Consider the following 20,102-nt stretch of genomic DNA (forward strand, 5'->3'; position numbering starts at 1 on the left):
CTAACTATTCTTTTACGATTCCATTCTGCTTTCCATGCAAAAACCGCGGGGCAGGGAAACCTCCGCGGTCGATGTTATTATTGTTCTCATTATTATTGTTTATTATTTCACAAGATCCACTTTCTTTTTATGCGGTCCGTCCTGCAAAGAGAGCACGCATAGCATTCAGTACGGCAAGAATCATGACGCCTACATCGGCAAAGATGGCAAACCACATATTGGCGATGCCGACCGCTCCCAGGAGGAGAACAACCAGCTTGATACCGATAGAGAACCATGTGTTCTGGTTGACGATGGCCAGGCATTTACGGGAAATCCGGATCGCCTGGGAAATCTTCATGGGATCATCATCCATAAGAACCACATCCGCCGCTTCGATTGCCGCGTCAGACCCCATTGCGCCCATGGCAATTCCGATATCTGCGCGGGTGAGCACGGGAGCGTCATTGATACCGTCTCCGACAAAGGCAAGATTTCCATTTCCTTTATTCTCCAGAAGGAGTTCTTCCACGTTCTGCACCTTATCAGCCGGCAGGAGCTCGCTGCGTACCTGGTCGATGCCAAGTTCCTTTGCTACAGCATCAGCGACTTCTTTCGCATCACCTGTGAGCATGACTGTCCTGGCGACACCCACTGATTTCAGAGCGGCAATGGCCGCTTTTGATGTTTCTTTCACCACATCGGAAATAATCACATGACCTGCATATCTTCCATTGATGGACACATGGATGACCGTACCTGCAGCATGACGATGGCAGTCATACCATTCGGCGCCTACGGCTTCCATCATTTTGGAATTTCCCACACATACTACATTGCCGTTTACATGGGCACGGATCCCCTCCCCGGCTATTTCCTCTACTGCTTCCACACGGCAGCTGTCCGATTCGTTAGGATACGCTGCACGGAGAGAAGCCGCGATAGGATGCGTGGAGTACCGTTCTACATGGGCCGCCAGATGGAGCAGTTCTTTTTCACTCATTTCCTGCGGATGGGCGGCAGTCACCTGGAACACCCCTTTGGTCAGGGTACCGGTCTTATCAAAAACCACCGTCTTAACCTTGGAGAGCGTTTCCAGATAGTTCGATCCCTTTACAAGGACGCCCGCCTTGCTCGCGCCGCCGATGCCGGCGAAGAAACTCAGGGGAATACTGATAACCAGCGCGCAGGGACAGGAAATAACGAGGAACGTAAGCGCCCTGTAAATCCACACATCCCAGTCAGCCGGCACCCCCATGAATCCCATACGGACAAACGGAGGAACGAGGGCAAGAGCGATCGCCGCCGCTACCACGGCCGGAGTATATACACGGGCAAATTTAGAAATAAAATCTTCCGCTTTTGATTTACGGGAACTGGCGTTTTCCACAAGATCAAGAATTTTAGAAACCGTCGATTCCCCAAACTCTTTCGTCGTCCGGATTTTCAGAAGACCATTGATATTGATGCAGCCGCTGATGACTTCATCGCCCGATTCCACTTCACGGGGCAGGCTTTCCCCTGTCAGGGCGCTGGTATTCAGTGTAGAACTGCCTTCCACTACTTCGCCGTCGATCGGAATCTTTTCACCGGGCTTCACGACGATGATCGTCCCCACTTCCACTTCGTCAGGATCGACCGCTTCCAGCTGCCCGTTTTCCCTTTCCACATTTGCGTAATCAGGACGGATATCCATCAGCTCGCTGATATTTCTGCGGCTCTTGCCGACGGCATAGCTCTGGAACCATTCGCCGATCTGGTAGAAAAGCATGACGCCAATGGCTTCCGTGTAATCACCGTCTTCATAAACAGCCAGGATAATCGCCCCCAGCGTGGCAATCGCCATAAGAAGGCTTTCATCAAAAGGCTGCCGGTTCTTCACGCCTTTAAAGGCTTTCCACAAAATATCATACCCGATAATCAAGTAAGGAACCAGGTAAAGCCCGAACCGTACCATACCGCTTACCGGCGCAAAATGGAGGACAATCATCAGGATTGCCGCCACGATAATGCGCATTAAATTTCTTTTCTGTTTCTTGTTCATGTCAGCCTCTTTTCCCTTGCCGGCCAATATTCAAACATTCTGCCAACCATCTTATTTCAGGAAAATCTCGCAGTCATCCTCCACCTTTTTGCAGTTCTTATACACTTCCTGCATAACGGTTTTCGGATCCTGCCCGTCTTCAAATTCCACATTCATCTTGAGCAGCATATAATTAACTACACAGTCTTTAACGCCTGCCGTTGCTTTGGCGGCATCTTCCATCTTCAGTGCGCATGCAGCGCAGTCCACGTCGATCTTGTAACTTTTTTTCATTTTTCTTCTCCTTTATTTTACGCTTAAATAACCATTTAATCGTTAATCATATTATATTTATTCTTTTACCTTTTGTCAAGACTCTTTTCCGATAAATTTATCCTGCCATTTTTCTATGTATGTTACAATTAAGAAAAATAATTTCTAAAGAGGTATACCATATGACAAAAAATAAATGCGGACTTCCGCACCACCATGGAAATGATGAAGAACGTATCATCAGCCGCCTGCCGTCCCAAGAGACAATCGATGATGTATCCATCCTGCTGAAACAGCTCAGCGATCCCACGCGGCTGAAAATTTTCTGGATTCTCTGCCACATAGAAGAATGTGTTATCAATATAGCCGCCATCATGGACATGAGCAGTCCTGCCATTTCCCACCACCTGCGTCTGCTGAAAGCCTGCGGACTGATTATATCCCGCCGCAACGGAAAAGAAATGTATTACAAAGCCGCCGATACGGAAATCGTGAGTGAGCTCCACTACGCAATTGATAAAATCGCCGCTATTACCTGTCCCGACTGAAAGCAAAAGACCGTTCCCTGTAAAGGCAGCGGTTTTTTTAACGTTGAATAACATCTTACCGTTTTCCCCACCACGGGTGCAGATCCTTCGCTGTCGCTTCAGGATGACGTCTTATGGTCTTCCTCATCACGACAGCAAGCCTTCGTCATCGCTCCGGGTGACACCCCTGACCGTCCGCCGTCATTCAGCACTTTTAGCTGACAGCTGACAGCTAACGGCTAATAGTTTACAGCTCACAGCTGATAGCTTTTATCTTCTTACCGCTTTCCCCACCACGGTCATAGATTCTTCGCTGACGCTCGTATTATTAAGTAAGTCAAGCAAATCGCTTGATCATATGCTCCGGAAGGAGTATACGGTATACTGTTTTGAGATACTGTGGATTGGTCACATGCTGCGCTACCACACAGATGGTTTTTCAGAGTCTCCAACCACAGTCTCTTTGTTACTTTGTTGATCAGTTAGATACCGCTTGACGGTTTATGTAGAACGAGTATACAAGCGCAAAGAGCCCTGTGGATCCATACAGTATCAAAAATCATATGGGAGGTTATAATATGATCTTAGTTGGCATTGATGTGGCCAAAGACAAGCATGACTGCTGCATCATAAACTCTGACGGAGAATTTCCTGAGGAGGTATTCTCTATTTTAAATAACCGTGAGGGTTATGAAACTCTTTATAAGCGGATTTGCTCATTAGCCGTAGATCTTGCAAAAGTAAAAGTAGGGCTGGAATCAACCGGCCATTACAGCAGCAACCTTCTTGCCTTTCTGCTGGACAAGCATCTCACCGCTTATGTAATCAATCCTTTGCGCGTTAATCTTTTTCGTAAAGGACAGAGCCTAAGGAGAACAAAGACTGACAAGATTGATTCAAGAAATATTGCTCATCTGCTTATGACCGATTCAAGCTTAAAGCCCTACTCCTTATCATCCTACCACATGGAGGAATTAAAGTCTCTTACAAGATATAGAGCTTTTATAGTCAGGGAACGGACAAAGCTTAAGACTTCTATAGCCAGGCTTGTTACCATATTGTTTCCTGAACTGGAGCAGCTGGTCTCCAGTATCCACATACATTCTATTTACGCTATGCTGGAAGAGTTTCTGGGGTCCGCATATATCGCAGCTGCCCATCTTACCCGGTTAACCGCCCTGCTCCTTAAGGCTTCACGAGGACGCTTCGGTAGAGAAACGGCCATCAGGATCAGGGATACGGCAAAGCGATCTATCGGGGCAGTCAGTCCTGCCAAATCGATGGAATTACAGCATACCATAGCACATTTACGAGTTTATGATCAGGAGATTGGTGAAATCGAATCCGAGATTGAAAAGATCATGGATGATGTAAATTCTCCAATCACTTCCGTGCCGGGCATCGGTATGCAAATGGGGGCGGTTATTCTTGCGGAAATTGGCAGTTTCCGCAGATTTGACTCTCCTGATAAGATTCTGGCCTATGCGGGCATGTCACCTTCAATGTATCAGTCCGGTAAACTGACAGGCAGCTATTCCCGTATGGAGAAAAGAGGATCCCGCTATCTTCGTTATGCACTGTTCAATGTCACAAGGTATGTCTGTCACTATGATCCCGGCTTCACTGCCTACCTGTCAAAGAAACGGAAGGAAGGAAAACATTATTACGTTGCCATCTCCCATGCAGTAAAGCGGCTTGTGCGGGTACTGTATGCCATGGAGATATCAGGGAATCGGTACAAAACAGCCTGATCAGCATTCTTGAATATTTTAATTTTCTTGAGGCATCTTTATAGATGTCTTTTTGTCCTGCTCTAAAAACAGTATGAACTTGTTACATGCCATTCATAAAATAATTGTTTTGTAGCACTTGACTTTTTATAGTTAGACTCAGAATGACGCCTTTCGTTCTCCGTCATTATGACGCTTTCCGTTCCCCATTATTAGTGACGTGCTTTCCCCAAATCGTCATTCTGAACGGTGGCAAGAATGCCTTGTGGGAAAGACGGGAAACGGGACAGTGACACGGAGTGAAGAATCTGTTACTCGGATGACATCTTACCGCGAGTGCCGCTTTTATCAAAAGACGAAAAAACTGTCAGCTTACAGATGATAGAAGCCGGCTATCCGTTTGTTTCCTTTCATAAGAAAAAGACTCTTTTCGGAGTCTTTCTTTTATTTTATTTTTGTATTTTCGTTTCAGAGATCTTTTTTCTTATTTCAGGAAATTTTTCATTGATTATTTTCCCCATTTTTTCTTTTGCTTCTTTGTCGGGATGAAGGCCGTCCGCCGCAAGATTTTCCGGCATGTCTTCATACATGGCAAAGGGCGCTGCCGTATCGATATGGGTCTGCGTCCGTATCCAGCCGTTCACTTTGTCAAATTCCGCTTTCCAGTTTTCTGCCGTCGGCTGGTGGTAATATTTCCAAATCCGATCCGGGGCGATCGGGGGAATGGTAAGCAGGACAGGCTTGATGTCATTAGCCCTGCATTTTTCCTGAAGAGCTTCCAGGTCAGAAATGACCTCTTCCGCCGTTCCCCCGCAGCGCAGATTGTTTGTTCCACCCATAATGAGAAGGTACCGTACATGGAAAGGGAGGACATCTGCATCGAACCGCCGGAGAAGGTCGTCCGTTTTATCACCGCTCCGGGACATATTTATCGTAGGAAAATCAAGGTAGTACGCATAATTGTAAGGCCAGTCCGCCGGACTGTAAGACATCCTTCCGCCGCCGTGGCTGATACTGTCTCCAAGAATGCCGGTTTCCCAGTTTTCCGCGGGATCATTCACGATCTTTTCCGCTTCGCTCCATACGCCTACAGGCCCGCCGTTTTCATCAAGACCGCGGACACGCCACCAGACCGTTCCCTGCCGCGGCGACTCATCAAAAAGTTCGGGAATTGTAACAACCCCCTGCGAAATGCGATGAACAGACGGTTCACAGCCGTCAGGATTTTCCGGTTCTTCATCAGTAATTTCCACTTCATAAGAAACCGCGTGGGGAATTTTCACAAAAGAATAGGCCGGATAAAGGAGAACCGTACCGTTCTGCTCATGGTATTTCACACGGATCTTCGGCGCGTACCGTTCCATTTCCTGCGCGGCCTTTTCCATCGGCACAGGCGCCGAATAGGCGGAAATGCTCTGCCCGTCCAGACCGATGGCTTTCACCTGGCAGCAGAGGATCCCCGGTCCGTTATAGCTGTCTGTAATTTCTTTTTCAATCATCACACTGTCACGGAAAACATGGCCATCTTCATAAATCGGCGGGCGCATTTCTTTCCGTCCGAAATGCTGTGTCACAGGCACGATGCGGAAAGAATACCACACCGCGTCCGGATTCGCCGGCCAGCGGACAAAAAGAAGTTCCGGAGAAGCATCCGCCCCGGCAGCGGTCCACATAAAAGCAAAAAAGAAAAGAGAAATAAAAATCCTCTTCATCACAGTCCCCTTTCACTAAACCATGAAAGAAGTATAAGGGATGGAAGAAGAAATAACAAGGAAAAGAAATTTGCCCGTCAAAAAAGAGCCCCTGCAGAGGAAACTCTTATCTGCCGCAAAAGAAAAACACTCGCTGCCGGCAGCAGGAATGTTCTCTTTCTTCCCTTTTCTATTTTTACGCTTTTGCGGTTTTCGCCTTTCGTGATCTTTTGGCCTTCCGATTTACCGTTTCTTCCGCTTCTTTCACATCGGCCGCTTCCGTTTTTCCTGTGCGCTTTCTTTTCGGCTTTTCTTCCGCGGGCTTTTCCTCTGCCGGTTTTCCGGATTTTATTTTCCCTTTTTCAGATCCGGCCGTTTTAACTTTTGTTTTCTGTTTTGCCTTTTCTCTTCTCAGGCGCTTTTCATACAGGTGGTACAGTTTATCCGCCAGACCGGCAATGATTTCTTCCCCTTCCACCAGATCCTTCCAGTAATTCGGAAGAAAATCTGCGCCGAAGCGGACGCCTTCTATGGCTCCTGTCAGCGCTGCCGTAATCGGGCTGTTTCCGTTATGGTTCGCCGCGGCGATGATCGCATCCACAGGATCATCCACGGCAAGGGCAGCATATACGGCTATCGCCAGAGCTTCATCTGCCTGATCGCCGCTTCCCAGAGAATGGATACTGTCGATGTACGCCCAGACATTCCCCTTTCCGGCAGGCTGGTCGTTAGCCTGCTGCTGCGCCGCAGAAAGAAGCGTGGTAATGCTGTCGGTCCGATGGGTTTTATTCAAAAGCCCGTGAATCCGTTCAATAGCCTTGGGAAGCGTCATTCCGTCAGCAAGGCAGGCAATCAGTGCCGATACCGCCCCTGCCGCATAGTAAGCGACAGGAGTCGAGTGGGAAAAAGCCGCCGCCCTTACGCCGGCATTAAAAGCTGTCTTACTGTCGCCGGCATAAAGGAGCCCGATAGGTACCACTCTTGTCAGCGCGCCGCCGCCTTTGCTTTCATTTACCTTATTTTTCGTTGTCCCCATCGTTTCCCCGGAAAACGCATTCAAAAGACCTTCTTCCGGTTTACGGCGGGCATGCATGAATTTTTCCCGCACAAGGCAGATCTCCCGTTCATGAGGCTGCCGTCTCATCCATGTACGCTGCCCGCGCCGCGGTTCCTCCCCCGTCTGGCTGTAAAACCAGCGCATATAGCCGCGGTACAGCCCTTCTGCTTCTTCCAATTTCTTTGCATCTGTCCACAGAAGTCCGTCTACCGTGGCCAGTTCCATCTGCGTATTTCCCGTCACCGGCGCCAGATTTCCGCACTGCCCGTTCCGCACAAGCGTACGCAGGCCAAAGGGCCCGTACTTGTGCTGAATACGACAGACAGAAAGCTCCTGCAAAGGGTACCCCAGAGCATCTCCGCAGGCGCCGCCAATCATCGCGCCGCGGAACATTTCTATCTCCGTCATCTATCCTCCCTCAATCCCGCAAAACCTGATTCCAAATAAAAACACGACCAAAGAAATACGAAAACGGTTCTCCACATTTCCAATATATAAAGAGGGAACTGCAAAAATTTCCGTAAACCCCAAAAATTCACAGAAACACTGCTGAAAAATAAAAAATAACCGTTTTATATTTATGTATATTGTATCATAATTCACTGCTTTAATCATCTAAAGATACTTTTTTGGAAGGAAAACCGTCCTTTCTCCGTTTCATTTTTTCTGCCGTGGTTAACTTTCTTTTTTCCGCTCCATCCATTAAAATGTAAATGTACTTTATTTTAAAGAAAACGAGGTCACTATGAAAAGAATATTAATCTCATTATCCGCAGCACTCCTTCTTTCTTCCGGCATTTCCCAGGCAGCGGTTCCGCAGGGAGGATATTTCCTTGACAAGAACGGCGTTCCGCTCACGGAAGAAATGCAGACAAAGCCAAGTCTGAAAAGCAATCCCATGCTTCCTCAGAGCGGTGCCGTCCATGCCGCCATGGAATCCCTTCCTCATTCTTCCTCCACAGTCATCCGGATGACCGTCACGGAAGACGGGATCCCCACCGATGCCGTTATCACCCAAAGCGCAGGATCCGTTGTTCTTGACGAATATGCCATGAGATGCGTAGAAAGCTGGCGCTTCAACCCCGCCAAACTGGGAGACAAGCCGGTGAGCGCTGCCGTATCCATTCCTGTGCGCTTCCTTTCCATGATGGTTTCCACACCTGCTGCTCCGTCCGACTGCCCGATGAAGAAGGCGTCTGCCGAAGTGAAAGAGGCCATAGAAAGAAATAACCATCCTGTGATTCGTGTTTCCGTCTACATCACGGCGGATGGGAAAACTGACGGCAAGCCGAAAGCGGACAACGATGGAAATCTGCCGGGCAGCGATTTCAAAATCCTTTCCGAGTATGCGGAAAATTCCGTAAAAGAATGGAGCTTCACACCGGCCGTGAATCCTGACGGAGAACCCATTCCCCAGGAATTGATTGTCCCGGTGCAGTTATAATATTTCTTTGTATCCTATTTCAAAATCATATCCCGTTTTAAAATAAACCCCTTTTGCCGGACGAAGCATTGTCAAAAGGGGTTTTCACTGCAATAAAAAAATCCATCGGTCTTTTAACTGATGGAAAATGGTGCGAGCGAAGGGACTCGAACCCTTATGCGCAAGGCGCAGGATCCTAAATCCTGTGCGTCTACCAATTCCGCCACGCTCGCATATTTTCTTATTATAGTTTGTAACGGAAACAGGGTCAAGAAAAGACCGGTAAAAAACCTTCCCTGCAAAAACAGAGAAGGCATCCTGCAAAAAAGATTACTTTGTTTCATCAAGAACAGCTGTGCAGTGTGGACAGCGGGTCGCATCATCGGCAATGGGTTCTTTGCAGAACTGACAGGTGCGCGCCGGTGCGGCTTCTTCTTTCGGAAAAGCCCTGTTCATCTGGCGGACCACAAGGAAAATCACGAAAGCGATGATCAGGAAATCAATGATTGTATTAAGAAACTGTCCGTAAGCGATGACAGGCACGTTCATTTCTTTAGCTTCCGCCAGTGTAGCCACCGGTGTTTTTCCCAGATTGATAAACCGATTTGAGAAATCAACACCGCCCATAATCATTCCGATAGGCGGCATGATGATATTTTCCACCAGGGAAGATATGATCTTTCCGAAAGCGCCGCCGATAACGACGCCGACTGCCATATCGACCACATTGCCCCTGACAGCAAAATCCCTGAATTCTTTCATCATGCCCATCTTATTTCTCCTTTTCATTCGCAAATATATTAATTTTTTTATACTATAGCACATCCTCATCTGCATTTCTACATATTTCTATATAGCTTTATAAAATTTCCGCGCTTCGATTGTTAATCTCCTGTCACTTTCTTACTTGACAAATAATTGCCATCAAGATACAATAGAAGCGTAAACAGAAGAGACAGCCATTGGCCGTGGCGTTTCTGCTCATTGTTGCTTCTTACACAACCTCTATGAAAAGCTTCCTTTCACCGGGAAGCTTTTTTCGTACTGCAAAAGAGAGAAACCGCCCGGGTTCCCCTCTTCTTTCATCATAGATACGGATTCTTCACTGCGCAGAATAACGCTTAACAGTTCTGCCGCGCCTGCAGCATACCGGCCCTCAACCGTAAAAAGAATCTGTATTTTCCTATTTCTGTCTTTTCTGATCGGGGGAAACATCCCGATTGCTCATCTGCCGGCATCCATCCGCTAAAAAACAGCGGATAAGCACCCGCTGCCTTTCTGATAACCGTTTTATTCCTTAATGAATGTATTTCCTGTCACTACAGGAACAGAGCGATCCTGCCGGACCATTTCTCCTCCCAGCGGATCGATGGCAGACGATACGGTAAGCATCGTGCAGAATGCTCCCCACACGAGAAGAACCGCCTTGCTCTCCTTCAATTCCGCCGTCATCCTTCCGAAGAATCTTTTCATCGGCAGCCTGCTCCCTGCTGCGCCTCTTCTTTCTGATTCTGCCGGTGTATAATGATTGGCTGCTGTCATGAACTTCATCTCCTTTATCATCCGCTCTTGTACCATTTCCTTTTCTTGGCCTCATTATACCCACACGGGTATCTACATTCAATAATCATTTGCAAAATAAAGTCCATTAATGGACAATTCGCGCAGATTGTACATTGAATGGCAAAATCAGCCATATCCCTGCACAATAAAAAACTCACAGCAGATCCGCATCAAATCTCCATACACGAAGAAGCTGCCATGAGCTGTAAAAATTTCCGGCCGGAAAAATAAAATGAAACTTCATACCGGCAAGAACATTCCCTTTCTGTTTTTCACTTATTTCCCTTGTCCGTACGTCGCATTCGGACCGTGCTTTCTTTGGTAGTGCTCGTCAAGGATGTATGCGGGAAGCGAGGCCGAAGGATTCAATAATTTTGTTTTCAGCGCCATTTCCGCCGCAGTCTCCATGACGACCGCATGGTACACAGCGTCCGCCGCGTTTTTTCCCCAGGCAAAAGGCCCGTGGTTCCGTACAAGGGCACCGGGCACGGCAAGCGGCTCGTATCCGCGGCAGCGCACAGTTTCTATAATGACGGCACCCGTATTTTTCTCATAAGCGTTTTTCGTTTCTTCTTCCGTAAGCGCCCTTGTGCAGGGGATATCCCCATAAAAATAATCCGCATGGGTCGTACCGAGGGCAGGAATATCGAGTCCCGCCTGGGCAAAAGCTGCGGCATTGACGGAATGGGTATGTGTCACACCACCAATTTCAGGAAACGCGCGGTACAGCGCCAGGTGGGTCTCCGTATCGGAAGACGGTTTCCATTTCCCTTCCACTGTTTCTCCCGTCTCCACATCGACTGCTACCATGTCGCCCGCTGTCATGCTCTCATAAGGCACACCTGACGGTTTGATGACCATAAGGCCTTTCTCCCGGTCGATACCGCTCACATTCCCCCATGTATAGATCACGGCACCCCGTTTCACAAGTTCCAGATTGGCGGCGCACACCGCCTCTTTTAATGTCTCCAGCATAGAACCCTCCTGCTTTTTCTTTTTAATAACAGTACAAAACCACACCCTGTTATTTTATTGATTTACGCTTTATGGTTTTTATCAATTCTTCCATAAATTTCTCTCCGCCGCTTCGGATGACGATTAACGTTCCCCCATTATGACGCCTTTTCTCCCAATCGTCATTCTGAATGGACGCAAGAATGCCTTGTGGGAAAAATGGGAAACAGCAACATGACACGGAGTGAAGAATCTATGACTCAAATGACAGCTTCTATCTCCCAGCTTACACTCTCCGATTTCTATCTTCCGATGATTTCCCAAAAATATATGCCGCTGCGCCTTCCGCCATTTTTACCCCCTGATGAGCCGCGCCTTCTACGGTTTCCAGTTTCCAGCGGAAAGGAACCCGCAGCTCCTCCGCTTTTGCTTTACATTGCCGGAAATAATTCGTACACCGTTCCATTCGGTTCATCCCCTGGGCGTCTGCTTCGGGCGTATCGCGGAACGGCGGTTTCCGCTCCACATCCTTTTCACCCATAAAGAGAATGACCGGCTTTGCAAACGCTTCCCCCAGTTCCTCATCAGTAATCCCCACATTCTTTATGCCGTAAGGATAATCAATATCCCTGTCAGGCATGGTAAACCAGCCGGAATTGGCCACGGCGATTACATCCACGTTTTTCTTTCCTCCGAGGAGCGCCCATCGATGGACAAACTGCCCGCCTGCAGAATGGCCGAAAAGAATGATTTTCCCTGCTGCCTGCGTGCGGTTTTTCACTTCTGCCACGATCCGGTCCGCCGCGGAGAACGTCCGCTCTTCTTTTTCACGGATATGTCCGTCTGTATCCATGATGCCGCCTTCCTGATACCATTCCGCGCCGGGATACTTCCTTTCCGTCAACTCCGGACAGACAATCAGCATATTCCTTTCCTCCGCCAGTTTCCGGAGCGCTTTGCAATATTCCGCGCCATCCCTGCCAAAGCCATGGAATGCAATAAAGACGGCATCCTTTCCCGTCCACCTGCCGGGACGATAGTAGTACAGGCAAAGAGCATCCTGATTCACCCCTGTCCGTTCCCTGATGCAGGACATACTTTCTCCCGCCGGAATGGGGCGTACCGTCATTTCTCTTTTCCTTTTCGGCAGAAGCCACACAGCAGCTGCTGCAGCAGCGACAGCGGTGAATGCCTTGAAAACTTTGCTTCCCATCATTTCTCCTCATCCATTATTTCTATCATTTTTATGAAATCTTTTCTATCGGCATTATACCACAGGGTTCTTCTTTTCAATTTCCCATATCTTTCTACCGGTCCTCATCAAATTTTATTGCCGCCTCTCCGCCGGGACTGTATATTCTCCCTTTGGTACTCTCCTATAAAAATTATATGTAATCTTATTTCTTCGTTCAGCTCTTTTTTAAAATGACTTCAAGTTATTGTTTTTGTGTTTTGGAATACATTTTACTCATTACCATAGATCCATTTTTCCATTCACTCTCTATTAATTGTATTATTTTTCTTTTCGGAAATTGCTCTTTATTTGTGTATACTTATTTCATAAGAGTCCCCGCCCGCAAGGAGCCTCAGCGCTTTTTATATTGTTGTACGGCGGCCGGCATGGTACAATCAGAAAGAGAAAATGCGGACAAGATCAGACTGCATTTATTTTATTGGGGAAATGTAAGGAGGTTTTTCAATCATGAAAAAGAAATTGGCTGTGCTCGCCGCAGCGGCGGTCGCTGCAGGTATCCTTCTTGGCGGATGCGGCGGTTCCAAGAGCGGCGGCGCAAAAAGCGGCTCTGCCGCCTGGAAGCCGGAAAAAGATGTGAAGATCATCGTCGCCTATAAAGCCGGTTCCGGTACGGATACAGGCGCGCGTCTGCTGGCCAACAGCGCCAAGAAGTATGTCGGCCAGACCCTGGTCATCGAAAACAAACCCGGGGCTGACGGAAAAATCGGCTGGACGGAACTCGCCAAGGCCAAACCGGACGGATACACCTTAGGATTCATCAATCTGCCGACCTACACCACGCTCGCTTCCCAGAAAGGCGCTGCCTTTGATGAAAAGTCCATTATCCCGATTGCAAACCATCTGACGGAAACCGCTGTGGTTGTCGTCAGAAAAGACGCAAAGTGGAAGGACTTAAAAGAACTCGTGGCAGACGCACAGGCAAACCCGGGGCAGCTGAAAGCTTCCACCAACGGCGTACAGGCCTCCAACCACACCTCCGCCCAGCTTCTCGCCCAGTCCGCGAAATTTGAATATAATGCCGTTCCTTATGGCGGTACTGCCGACCAGCTCCTTGCTCTCCGCCAGGGCGAAGTGGACTTCTCCTGCGCTAAAGTTGCCGACGTCATCAAACTGATTAACGGTGAAAATGCCGAACTCCGTGTCCTCGGTGTATTTGATGAAAAGCGCGACCCCCAGCTGCCTGACGTTCCGACACTCGGCGAACTCGGCTACTACAATAAATGGTACGGATCTGCCCGCGCTATTGTCGCCCCGAAAGGCACCCCCGAAAATATAATTAAATTCTATGAAGACGCTTTCAAAAAAACCATGGAAGACAAAGATGTTGTGGAAGCCCACAAGAAAGCTGGCATGGTTCTCGATTACAAGGACAGCAAAGATCTGGGCAGGCTCATTGACGAGCAGCTCGCTTTCTGCAAAGATGTAGTCAGCAAACTGTACGAAAAGAAATAATCGTGCAAGTGCTGCATGAAACAGGGAAAATCACGCATTTCCCTTTAAGCGTCACCGCGTTTCATTAGACATAAAACCTGCTTCTTTTCCAAGGGGCAGGTTTGTCCGTTCTGACCGGTTTGAAACCGCGGAGGTTCTCTTTAAGGAGTATTGTATGAAAAAATCAGATATTTATATCTGCGGATTCATGTATCTTTTCTCATTTTTCTTTTTATATCTGACACTGGACTTTCCCGAGCCGGCAAGACACTATCCGTACTTTGTCATCGGGCTGCTCCTTCTTCTGACGACGGTCCGCATGAGCCATCTGTTCCGCGATTACAGAAGAGAACACAAAGTCATCAATGACAGCGCCGAAGTATTTGACGGCTTTCTTCCGAAACAGTTCTGGATCATGTTTGCCGCTTTCCTCCTGTTCTTTCTCCTGATGTACCTCTTCGGCTTCTACATCGCCTCCATTGTGTACATCTTCATCTGCCTCCGCTTCTTCAGGATAAAAATGAAATACATTTTTCTCGTCCTGATCTGCATGGCCGCCCTCATCTACGGTACATTCGATGTATTCCTCAATGTACCCCTGCCTGAAGGGATCATTATGGAAGAATTCTTATAACCGGAGGAAATACCATGGATGCAAACACATTCGGACTCATGTCGGCAGGTTTTGCCAACGCCCTCATGCCGTCTAATCTAATCATGATGATTATCGGCGTCACCATCGGAATCGTTGTCGGCTGTATGCCGGGCCTTTCCGCCGCCATGGGCGTAGCGCTTCTTCTGCCGCTTACCTTCGGCATGGCTCCCGAAACGGGACTGATCATGCTCGGCGGCATTTACTGCGGCGCCATCTTCGGCGGTTCTATTTCCGCCATCCTGATCCATACCCCCGGCACACCCGCTTCCGCGGCAACGGCGCTCGACGGGTATGAACTCACCAAACAGGGAAAAGCCGGCAAGGCACTCGGCACGGCATGCATCGCTTCTTTCTTCGGCGGTCTCCTTTCCTGTATTTCTCTTTATTTCTTTGCTCCCATGCTTGCTGAACTGGCTATGAAGTTCGGAAGCCCTGAATATTTCTGGCTTGCTCTCTTCGGACTCACCATCATTGCGGGCGTCACCACGGGCTCCATGGTGAAAGGGCTTATGAGCGGTGCCTTCGGCCTTATCCTTTCCACCATCGGCATGGATCCCATGGAAGGTACGGAACGGTTCATGTTCGGCATCGACGAACTGTACAACGGCATCAACGTCACCTGTGCCCTGATCGGTCTCTTTTCTCTTTCCCAGGTCTTCATTCTTGCGGAAAAAGCGATTAAGGAAAGAGGAAGCATCGTCAAATTTCACGACTCCGTCATGCTGAAATTCCATGAGCTGAAACAGATCGGTCCGACCGTCATCCGTTCCTGGCTCATCGGGAACATCATCGGTATCCTCCCGGGCGCGGGCGCTTCTATCGCCTGCTTCCTGGGCTATAATACGGCAAAACAGTTTTCCAAAAAGCCGGAAGATTTCGGCCGCGGCTCCATTGAAGGCGTCGCTGGTTCGGAAGCGGCAAACAACGCTGTTACCGGCGGCTCCCTCATTCCCACACTGACACTGGGCATTCCGGGAGAATCAGTGACCGCCGTGCTCATGGGCGGCCTCATCATCCAGGGACTCCAGCCGGGCCCGGAGCTTTTCACCAAGTACGCTCCCATGACTTACACCTTCTTTGCGGGGTTCGTCATTGTCCAGTTCTTCATGCTCCTTATCGGCCTAGGCGGATGCCGCATATTTGCCCATATTTCCAAATTGTCCGACGCCGTTCTCATTCCCTGCATCTTTGTCCTCTGCGTTGTCGGCTCCTTTGCCATCAACAACAGCTTTGTCGACGTAGTTATCATGTTCATCTTCGGCATTATGGGCTACCTGATGAGAAAGCTGGGATTAAATACGGCGGCCGTCGTCCTCGCCCTTATTTTAGGACCGATCGGCGAAAGAGGCCTCCGCAGAAGCCTGACTCTTTCGGGCAATGATATCACCATTCTGTTCTCCACTCCCATCTGCTGGGTACTCATCACTCTCTGCATCCTTTCCTCTTTCTCCCCGCTTCTCATGGACTGGCTGAAAAAAGGAAAACAGGCAATCAAGGGGAAATAAAAGAAATACCCCTTCATACATTTCCCACGCAAAAACGGATCCGCGCCATATATGCAGATCCGTTTTACTATGCATTGAAATAATTTCACCCGCAGTTCCGGAAATGCGCCTCTCCTCTGAGAACGGATGAAAAGCCGACAGCCCTTCGTCTCCTTCCATTCAGAATGACATCTTACGGTTTTCCTCCCCACGGTAACAGATCCTTCGCTATCGCTCAGGATGACATCTTACGGTTTTCCTCGCCACGGCAGCAAATCCTTCTCCGCTGATATCCAAAGCAATGAGCAAACAGCGTCTCCTATTTTCAGTCTTTTGTCTCTGACCCACAGCTCACAGCTATCAGCCATCATTCCCTTTCCGAAAGATTAGGGTTATTTATAAAAATAGTGGCAAAAGGCATTCAGTTTTTATATATTTCCATGTATAATAAAGTACAAACAGAAGGAAGCGCTGACCATTTGTATTGGTGCAGTTTTTATCTTCCCGTAAGGAAAACCGCGGAGTCATAGAGAATTTCGTTTTTTCGACAAGGTAAATAAAAAACGCGCCGCCGTGAAAGCGGAAAGTCCTGCGCTTTCTTTTTATAGTTGCCTGATTGCAGGCATAAAGCGGCTGCGGCGTCACCGCTTCTATACTTCCCTGAAAGGTCGTGTTCGGGACATGAAAGAATTGGTCCGTCTGGAGGGAATCACCAAGGCTTACGGTGATCATGTCATTATCCCCCCGCTCTCACTCTCTATCCATGATGGCGAGTTTTTAACTTTATTAGGTCCCTCAGGCTGCGGAAAGACGACTCTTCTCCGTATGCTTGCAGGACTGGACACTCCGACAAAAGGAAAAATCATCCTTGACGGACAGGATATCACGAATCTCCCCCCTTACAAAAGGGACGTGAATATGGTATTCCAGAATTATGCTTTGTTCCCCCATATGACAGCAGAGGAAAATATCGGTTTCGGCCTGCGCATGAAAGGCGTCGGCAAAGAGGAAGCCGCGAAGCGCACACAGAAGCTACTGAAACTGATCCAGCTGGAAGATCTCCGCAGCCGTTATCCCGCGCAGATGTCGGGAGGACAGCAGCAGCGTGTCGCCGTAGCCCGCGCCTTGGTAAATAATCCGAAAATGCTTCTTTTGGACGAGCCCCTCGGCGCTCTTGATTACCAGCTCCGCAAAACGCTCCAGATCGAGCTGAAAGACCTGCAGGAAGAACTCGGCCTTACTTTCGTATTCGTCACCCACGATCAGGAAGAAGCCCTCACCATGAGCGACCGTATCGTTATCATGGACAAGGGAGAAATCCAGCAGGACGATGACCCCAATACGATTTACCATTATCCGAAAACAAAATTTGTCGCCGAATTCATAGGAGAAAGCAATTTCTTTGATGACGGAAAAGAAATCCTTGCCCTTCGTCCTGAAAAACTGAATCTCTGCGGCGGAAAAGATGGCGATGATTCCCATCCCGCGCCGCGCTTATTCGGCACGGTGGAGGATGTGATTTTTTACGGCACCATTGATAAAGTATTCATCCGTCTTGACGGCACGGGCCAGGAAGTCCTCGCCTACCAGTACTTTGATGACGTCCACCGTTGGCAGATCGACGACCATGTAGGCATCTGGTGGTATGAAAAAGACGAGGTCAGAGTAGAACGATGAAAAGAAACGGAAAATATCTGCTCCTGCCGTCCATGATCTGGCTGACCGTTTTCTTTGTCATTCCCATGCTCATCGTGGTAGCGGTTTCTTTCGCTTCCCGCACGGCGTACGGACAGATCGTTTTTGACTGGACTTTCCAAAACTATACAAGATTTTTGGATTCTCTTTATATTTCCATTTTCGGACGGACAATTTTCATAGCCGTCGTGACCACGGTATGTACCATCCTTATGGGCTATCCGCTGGCATACTGCATCGCCCGGCTCCCCCGCCGTCTGCGGCAGAAAGGGCTGATCCTCTGTATGATTCCTTTCTGGATCAATTTCCTTATCCGCTCCTATGCGTGGGTGATCATCCTCCGCAGCCAGGGCGTGCTGAATACGATTCTGATGAAACTGGAAGTTATTTCCCAGCCGATTCAGTTCCTGTATAATGAAGGCGCCGTCATGCTGGGCATGGTATACGCCCTTCTTCCTTTCATGATCCTCCCCGTTTACGTCTCCATTGAACAGCTCGACCGCAGGCTTTTAGAAGCAGCCGCCGATCTGGGCGCTTCCCCCGTGACAGCATTCCGAAAAGTCACCCTGCCTCTGACGATGCCCGGCATCGCGGCAGGAACGGTACTGGTCTTCATTTCTTCCCTCGGCATGTTCGTCGTCCCCGATGTCATGGGCGGGGCGAAAGCGGCTCTCGTGGGCAATGTCATACAGAACCAGTTCCTCTCCGCCCGCGACTGGCCTTTCGGCTCGGCACTGTCCATCGTGCTTGCCCTGCTTTCCCTCATTCTCATTTTCCTCTATTATCGGGCAATTCGGGCGCAGAAAGGAGACAGCAATGCAGAAAACATGGCGTAGCCATCTCCTTGTTTCTTACGCTTTGGCGGTGCTGGCTTTCCTTTATCTGCCTATCCTTATCCTGGCGCTGTATTCCTTCAATGACTCCCGCATGAATGCTGTGTGGGCAGGCTTCACGTTCAAATGGTACGCCCAGCTTTTTAATAACCGCCATGTGGCAGAGGCGCTCGCCAATACGCTCGTCATCGGATTCATTTCCACGGCGGTGTCCACCATTCTCGGTACGACCGCGGCGCTCGCCCTTCACAAATACCGTTATAAATGGCAGGGACTCCTGAACGGCCTTATCTACCTTCCTATCCTCATTCCCGAAATCGTCATGGGACTTTCCCTTCTTGTCCTCTTTTCTCAGATCCATTTATCGCTGGGACGGACAAGCATCATCCTCGCCCATATCACCTTCTGCCTGTCCTTCGTGGTCATCACAGTGGGCGCGCGGCTTGACGGGCTGAAGCAGGAATACGAAGAAGCCGCCGGCGATTTGTATGCCCGTCCGTGGCAGTGCTTCCGCTACATCACGCTTCCCCTCATCATGCCGGGAATCACTGCGGGCGCGCTCATCGCTTTCACACTGTCCATCGATGACTTCATCATCAGCTTCTTCGCAGCCGGACCGAATTCGACAACTCTCCCGCTTTACATCTACGCCATGGTGAAGCGAGGGATTTCTCCGGAAATCAATGCCCTTTCCACCCTCATGATCGCCGCTGAAATCGCGCTCGTCCTTCTGGCGGATTTTTTTCAGATCCGGCAGGCGGGAACCGGCAGAAAAAAAGAACTGCCCGATGACCGGCAGTAAACAGCTTCTCTTTTCTCATGATCCGCCACCCCAAAGTATTCCTTGATTGTCTTAGACAGGAGTTCTCATGGATATCAATTTCCTTTTATTTGAGCAGTTTGAAACACTGGATCTCTTCGGTCCGGTCGAAATATGCGGCCGCCATCCCGATTTCCAACTTCACTATATCTCACAAAATGGCGGCCTTGTCACGAGTACGCAGGGTGTAAGAATTGATACGGAACCCCAAAGGAATATGAATACATCAGGTGTACTTGTCATTCCCGGCGGTGCCGGTACACGCACACTGATAAAGGAGGAACCTTTTTTGAAAAATTTACGCCGTCTTTCGGAAGACGCCTCTTTCGTCCTGTCCGTCTGTACCGGTTCCGCCCTTCTTGCCCGATGCGGGATCCTCGAAGAGAAAAGGGCTACCTCCAATAAAAGAGCTTTCGACTGGGTCGTTTCCACATCCGATAAAGTCCATTGGATAAGAAAAGCACGCTGGGTGCACGACGGAAAATTTTATACCTCTTCCGGCATTTCTGCAGGAATGGACATGACGCTCGGCTTTATCCGCGACCGTTTCGGCGCACCTGCCGCAGAACGTATCGCCTGCCGTATGGAATACATATGGAACAAAAATCCCGACATTGATTTCTTTGGTACATAAGAACCATCCTATGCTCAATCCCCTACATCCCCATTATCCCGAACCGATTTTCGTTTTCCCTGAAGGAGATTTCCT

The 20,102-nt window shown here is 48.9% G+C and carries 18 protein-coding genes and 1 tRNA gene; 10 read left to right on the forward strand and 9 right to left on the reverse strand.

Features of this window, described 5'->3' with window-relative positions; genetic code table 11:
* Nucleotides 1-127: 127 nt before the first annotated feature.
* The gene (locus GCWU000321_RS05665; protein WP_040381367.1) at nt 128-2,023 is read right to left on the reverse strand and encodes a heavy metal translocating P-type ATPase; all 1,896 of its coding nucleotides are present in this window, start codon (nt 2,021-2,023) and stop codon (nt 128-130) included.
* A gap of 51 nt (nt 2,024-2,074) precedes the next feature.
* Nucleotides 2,075-2,296 carry a cation transporter gene (locus GCWU000321_RS05670; protein WP_007070165.1) on the reverse strand — a complete coding sequence of 74 codons (222 nt, stop codon included), beginning with the start codon at nt 2,294-2,296 and terminating at the stop codon, nt 2,075-2,077.
* A 161-nt stretch (nt 2,297-2,457) separates the two neighbouring features.
* Between GCWU000321_RS05670 and GCWU000321_RS05675 the strand changes: the two genes are divergently transcribed.
* Both GCWU000321_RS05675 and GCWU000321_RS05680 read left to right on the forward strand, forming a co-directional pair.
* A complete protein-coding gene (locus GCWU000321_RS05675; RefSeq protein ID WP_007070166.1) occupies nt 2,458-2,823 on the forward strand; it encodes an ArsR/SmtB family transcription factor in 366 nt (121 codons plus the stop codon).
* A gap of 557 nt (nt 2,824-3,380) precedes the next feature.
* A complete protein-coding gene (locus GCWU000321_RS05680; RefSeq protein ID WP_040381369.1) occupies nt 3,381-4,553 on the forward strand; it encodes an IS110 family RNA-guided transposase in 1,173 nt (390 codons plus the stop codon).
* A gap of 428 nt (nt 4,554-4,981) precedes the next feature.
* Here the strand turns inward: GCWU000321_RS05680 and GCWU000321_RS05685 are convergent, their stop codons facing one another.
* Together GCWU000321_RS05685 and GCWU000321_RS05690 are read right to left on the reverse strand one after the other, a co-directional pair.
* Nucleotides 4,982-6,244: an SGNH/GDSL hydrolase family protein gene (locus tag GCWU000321_RS05685; protein ID WP_007070168.1), complete on the reverse strand. Its 1,263-nt coding sequence runs from the start codon at nt 6,242-6,244 to the stop codon at nt 4,982-4,984.
* 175 nt (nt 6,245-6,419) lie between these two features.
* Entirely contained in the window at nt 6,420-7,688 is a 1,269-nt protein-coding gene (locus tag GCWU000321_RS05690; protein ID WP_007070169.1) for an ADP-ribosylglycohydrolase family protein, read from the reverse strand.
* Nucleotides 7,689-8,025: 337 nt separating this feature from the next.
* Here GCWU000321_RS05690 and GCWU000321_RS09190 point away from each other — a divergent pair, with 337 nt between their 5' ends.
* Nucleotides 8,026-8,724, forward strand: a complete 699-nt coding sequence (locus tag GCWU000321_RS09190) for a TonB family protein (protein ID WP_007070171.1) — start codon at nt 8,026-8,028, stop codon at nt 8,722-8,724.
* A 128-nt stretch (nt 8,725-8,852) separates the two neighbouring features.
* Here GCWU000321_RS09190 and GCWU000321_RS05705 read toward each other — a convergent pair.
* The 5 genes from GCWU000321_RS05705 to GCWU000321_RS05730 all read right to left on the reverse strand — a co-directional run bounded on the left by GCWU000321_RS05705 (nt 8,853) and on the right by GCWU000321_RS05730 (nt 12,436).
* Nucleotides 8,853-8,936, reverse strand: a tRNA-Leu gene (locus tag GCWU000321_RS05705).
* A 97-nt stretch (nt 8,937-9,033) separates the two neighbouring features.
* Nucleotides 9,034-9,474, reverse strand: coding sequence for a large conductance mechanosensitive channel protein MscL (gene mscL / locus GCWU000321_RS05710; protein ID WP_040381370.1), 441 nt, complete (start codon nt 9,472-9,474; stop codon nt 9,034-9,036).
* 519 nt (nt 9,475-9,993) lie between these two features.
* Nucleotides 9,994-10,245, reverse strand: coding sequence for a hypothetical protein (locus tag GCWU000321_RS05720; RefSeq protein ID WP_022027361.1), 252 nt, complete (start codon nt 10,243-10,245; stop codon nt 9,994-9,996).
* Between the two features lie 297 nt (nt 10,246-10,542).
* Nucleotides 10,543-11,241, reverse strand: a complete 699-nt coding sequence (locus tag GCWU000321_RS05725; protein WP_040381373.1) for an L-ribulose-5-phosphate 4-epimerase — start codon at nt 11,239-11,241, stop codon at nt 10,543-10,545.
* Nucleotides 11,242-11,506: 265 nt separating this feature from the next.
* On the reverse strand, nt 11,507-12,436 hold the full coding sequence (locus tag GCWU000321_RS05730; protein ID WP_007070176.1) for an alpha/beta hydrolase: 930 nt from the start codon (nt 12,434-12,436) through the stop codon (nt 11,507-11,509).
* 486 nt (nt 12,437-12,922) lie between these two features.
* On the opposite strand from GCWU000321_RS05730, the gene GCWU000321_RS05735 reads away from it, so the two are divergent.
* The 7 genes from GCWU000321_RS05735 (at nt 12,923) to GCWU000321_RS05770 (ending at nt 20,027) form a co-directional block, all read left to right on the forward strand.
* Nucleotides 12,923-13,927, forward strand: coding sequence for a tripartite tricarboxylate transporter substrate binding protein (locus GCWU000321_RS05735; RefSeq protein ID WP_007070178.1), 1,005 nt, complete (start codon nt 12,923-12,925; stop codon nt 13,925-13,927).
* 154 nt (nt 13,928-14,081) lie between these two features.
* A complete protein-coding gene (locus GCWU000321_RS05740; RefSeq protein ID WP_007070179.1) occupies nt 14,082-14,540 on the forward strand; it encodes a tripartite tricarboxylate transporter TctB family protein in 459 nt (152 codons plus the stop codon).
* 14 nt (nt 14,541-14,554) lie between these two features.
* On the forward strand, nt 14,555-16,066 hold the full coding sequence (locus GCWU000321_RS05745) for a tripartite tricarboxylate transporter permease (RefSeq protein ID WP_007070180.1): 1,512 nt from the start codon (nt 14,555-14,557) through the stop codon (nt 16,064-16,066).
* 660 nt (nt 16,067-16,726) lie between these two features.
* Nucleotides 16,727-17,722, forward strand: coding sequence for an ABC transporter ATP-binding protein (locus GCWU000321_RS05755; protein WP_007070183.1), 996 nt, complete (start codon nt 16,727-16,729; stop codon nt 17,720-17,722).
* Nucleotides 17,719-18,576: an ABC transporter permease gene (locus GCWU000321_RS05760; protein WP_007070184.1), complete on the forward strand. Its 858-nt coding sequence runs from the start codon at nt 17,719-17,721 to the stop codon at nt 18,574-18,576. Before GCWU000321_RS05755 ends, GCWU000321_RS05760 begins: the two co-directional genes overlap by 4 nt.
* Nucleotides 18,557-19,375 carry an ABC transporter permease gene (locus GCWU000321_RS05765; RefSeq protein ID WP_007070185.1) on the forward strand — a complete coding sequence of 273 codons (819 nt, stop codon included), beginning with the start codon at nt 18,557-18,559 and terminating at the stop codon, nt 19,373-19,375. Before GCWU000321_RS05760 ends, GCWU000321_RS05765 begins: the two co-directional genes overlap by 20 nt.
* A gap of 67 nt (nt 19,376-19,442) precedes the next feature.
* Nucleotides 19,443-20,027, forward strand: a complete 585-nt coding sequence (locus GCWU000321_RS05770; protein ID WP_007070186.1) for a DJ-1/PfpI family protein — start codon at nt 19,443-19,445, stop codon at nt 20,025-20,027.
* Nucleotides 20,028-20,102 lie beyond the last annotated feature (75 nt).

This window comes from Dialister invisus DSM 15470 (genome assembly GCF_000160055.1).
Taxonomy (GTDB): Bacteria; Bacillota; Negativicutes; order Veillonellales; family Dialisteraceae; genus Dialister; species Dialister invisus.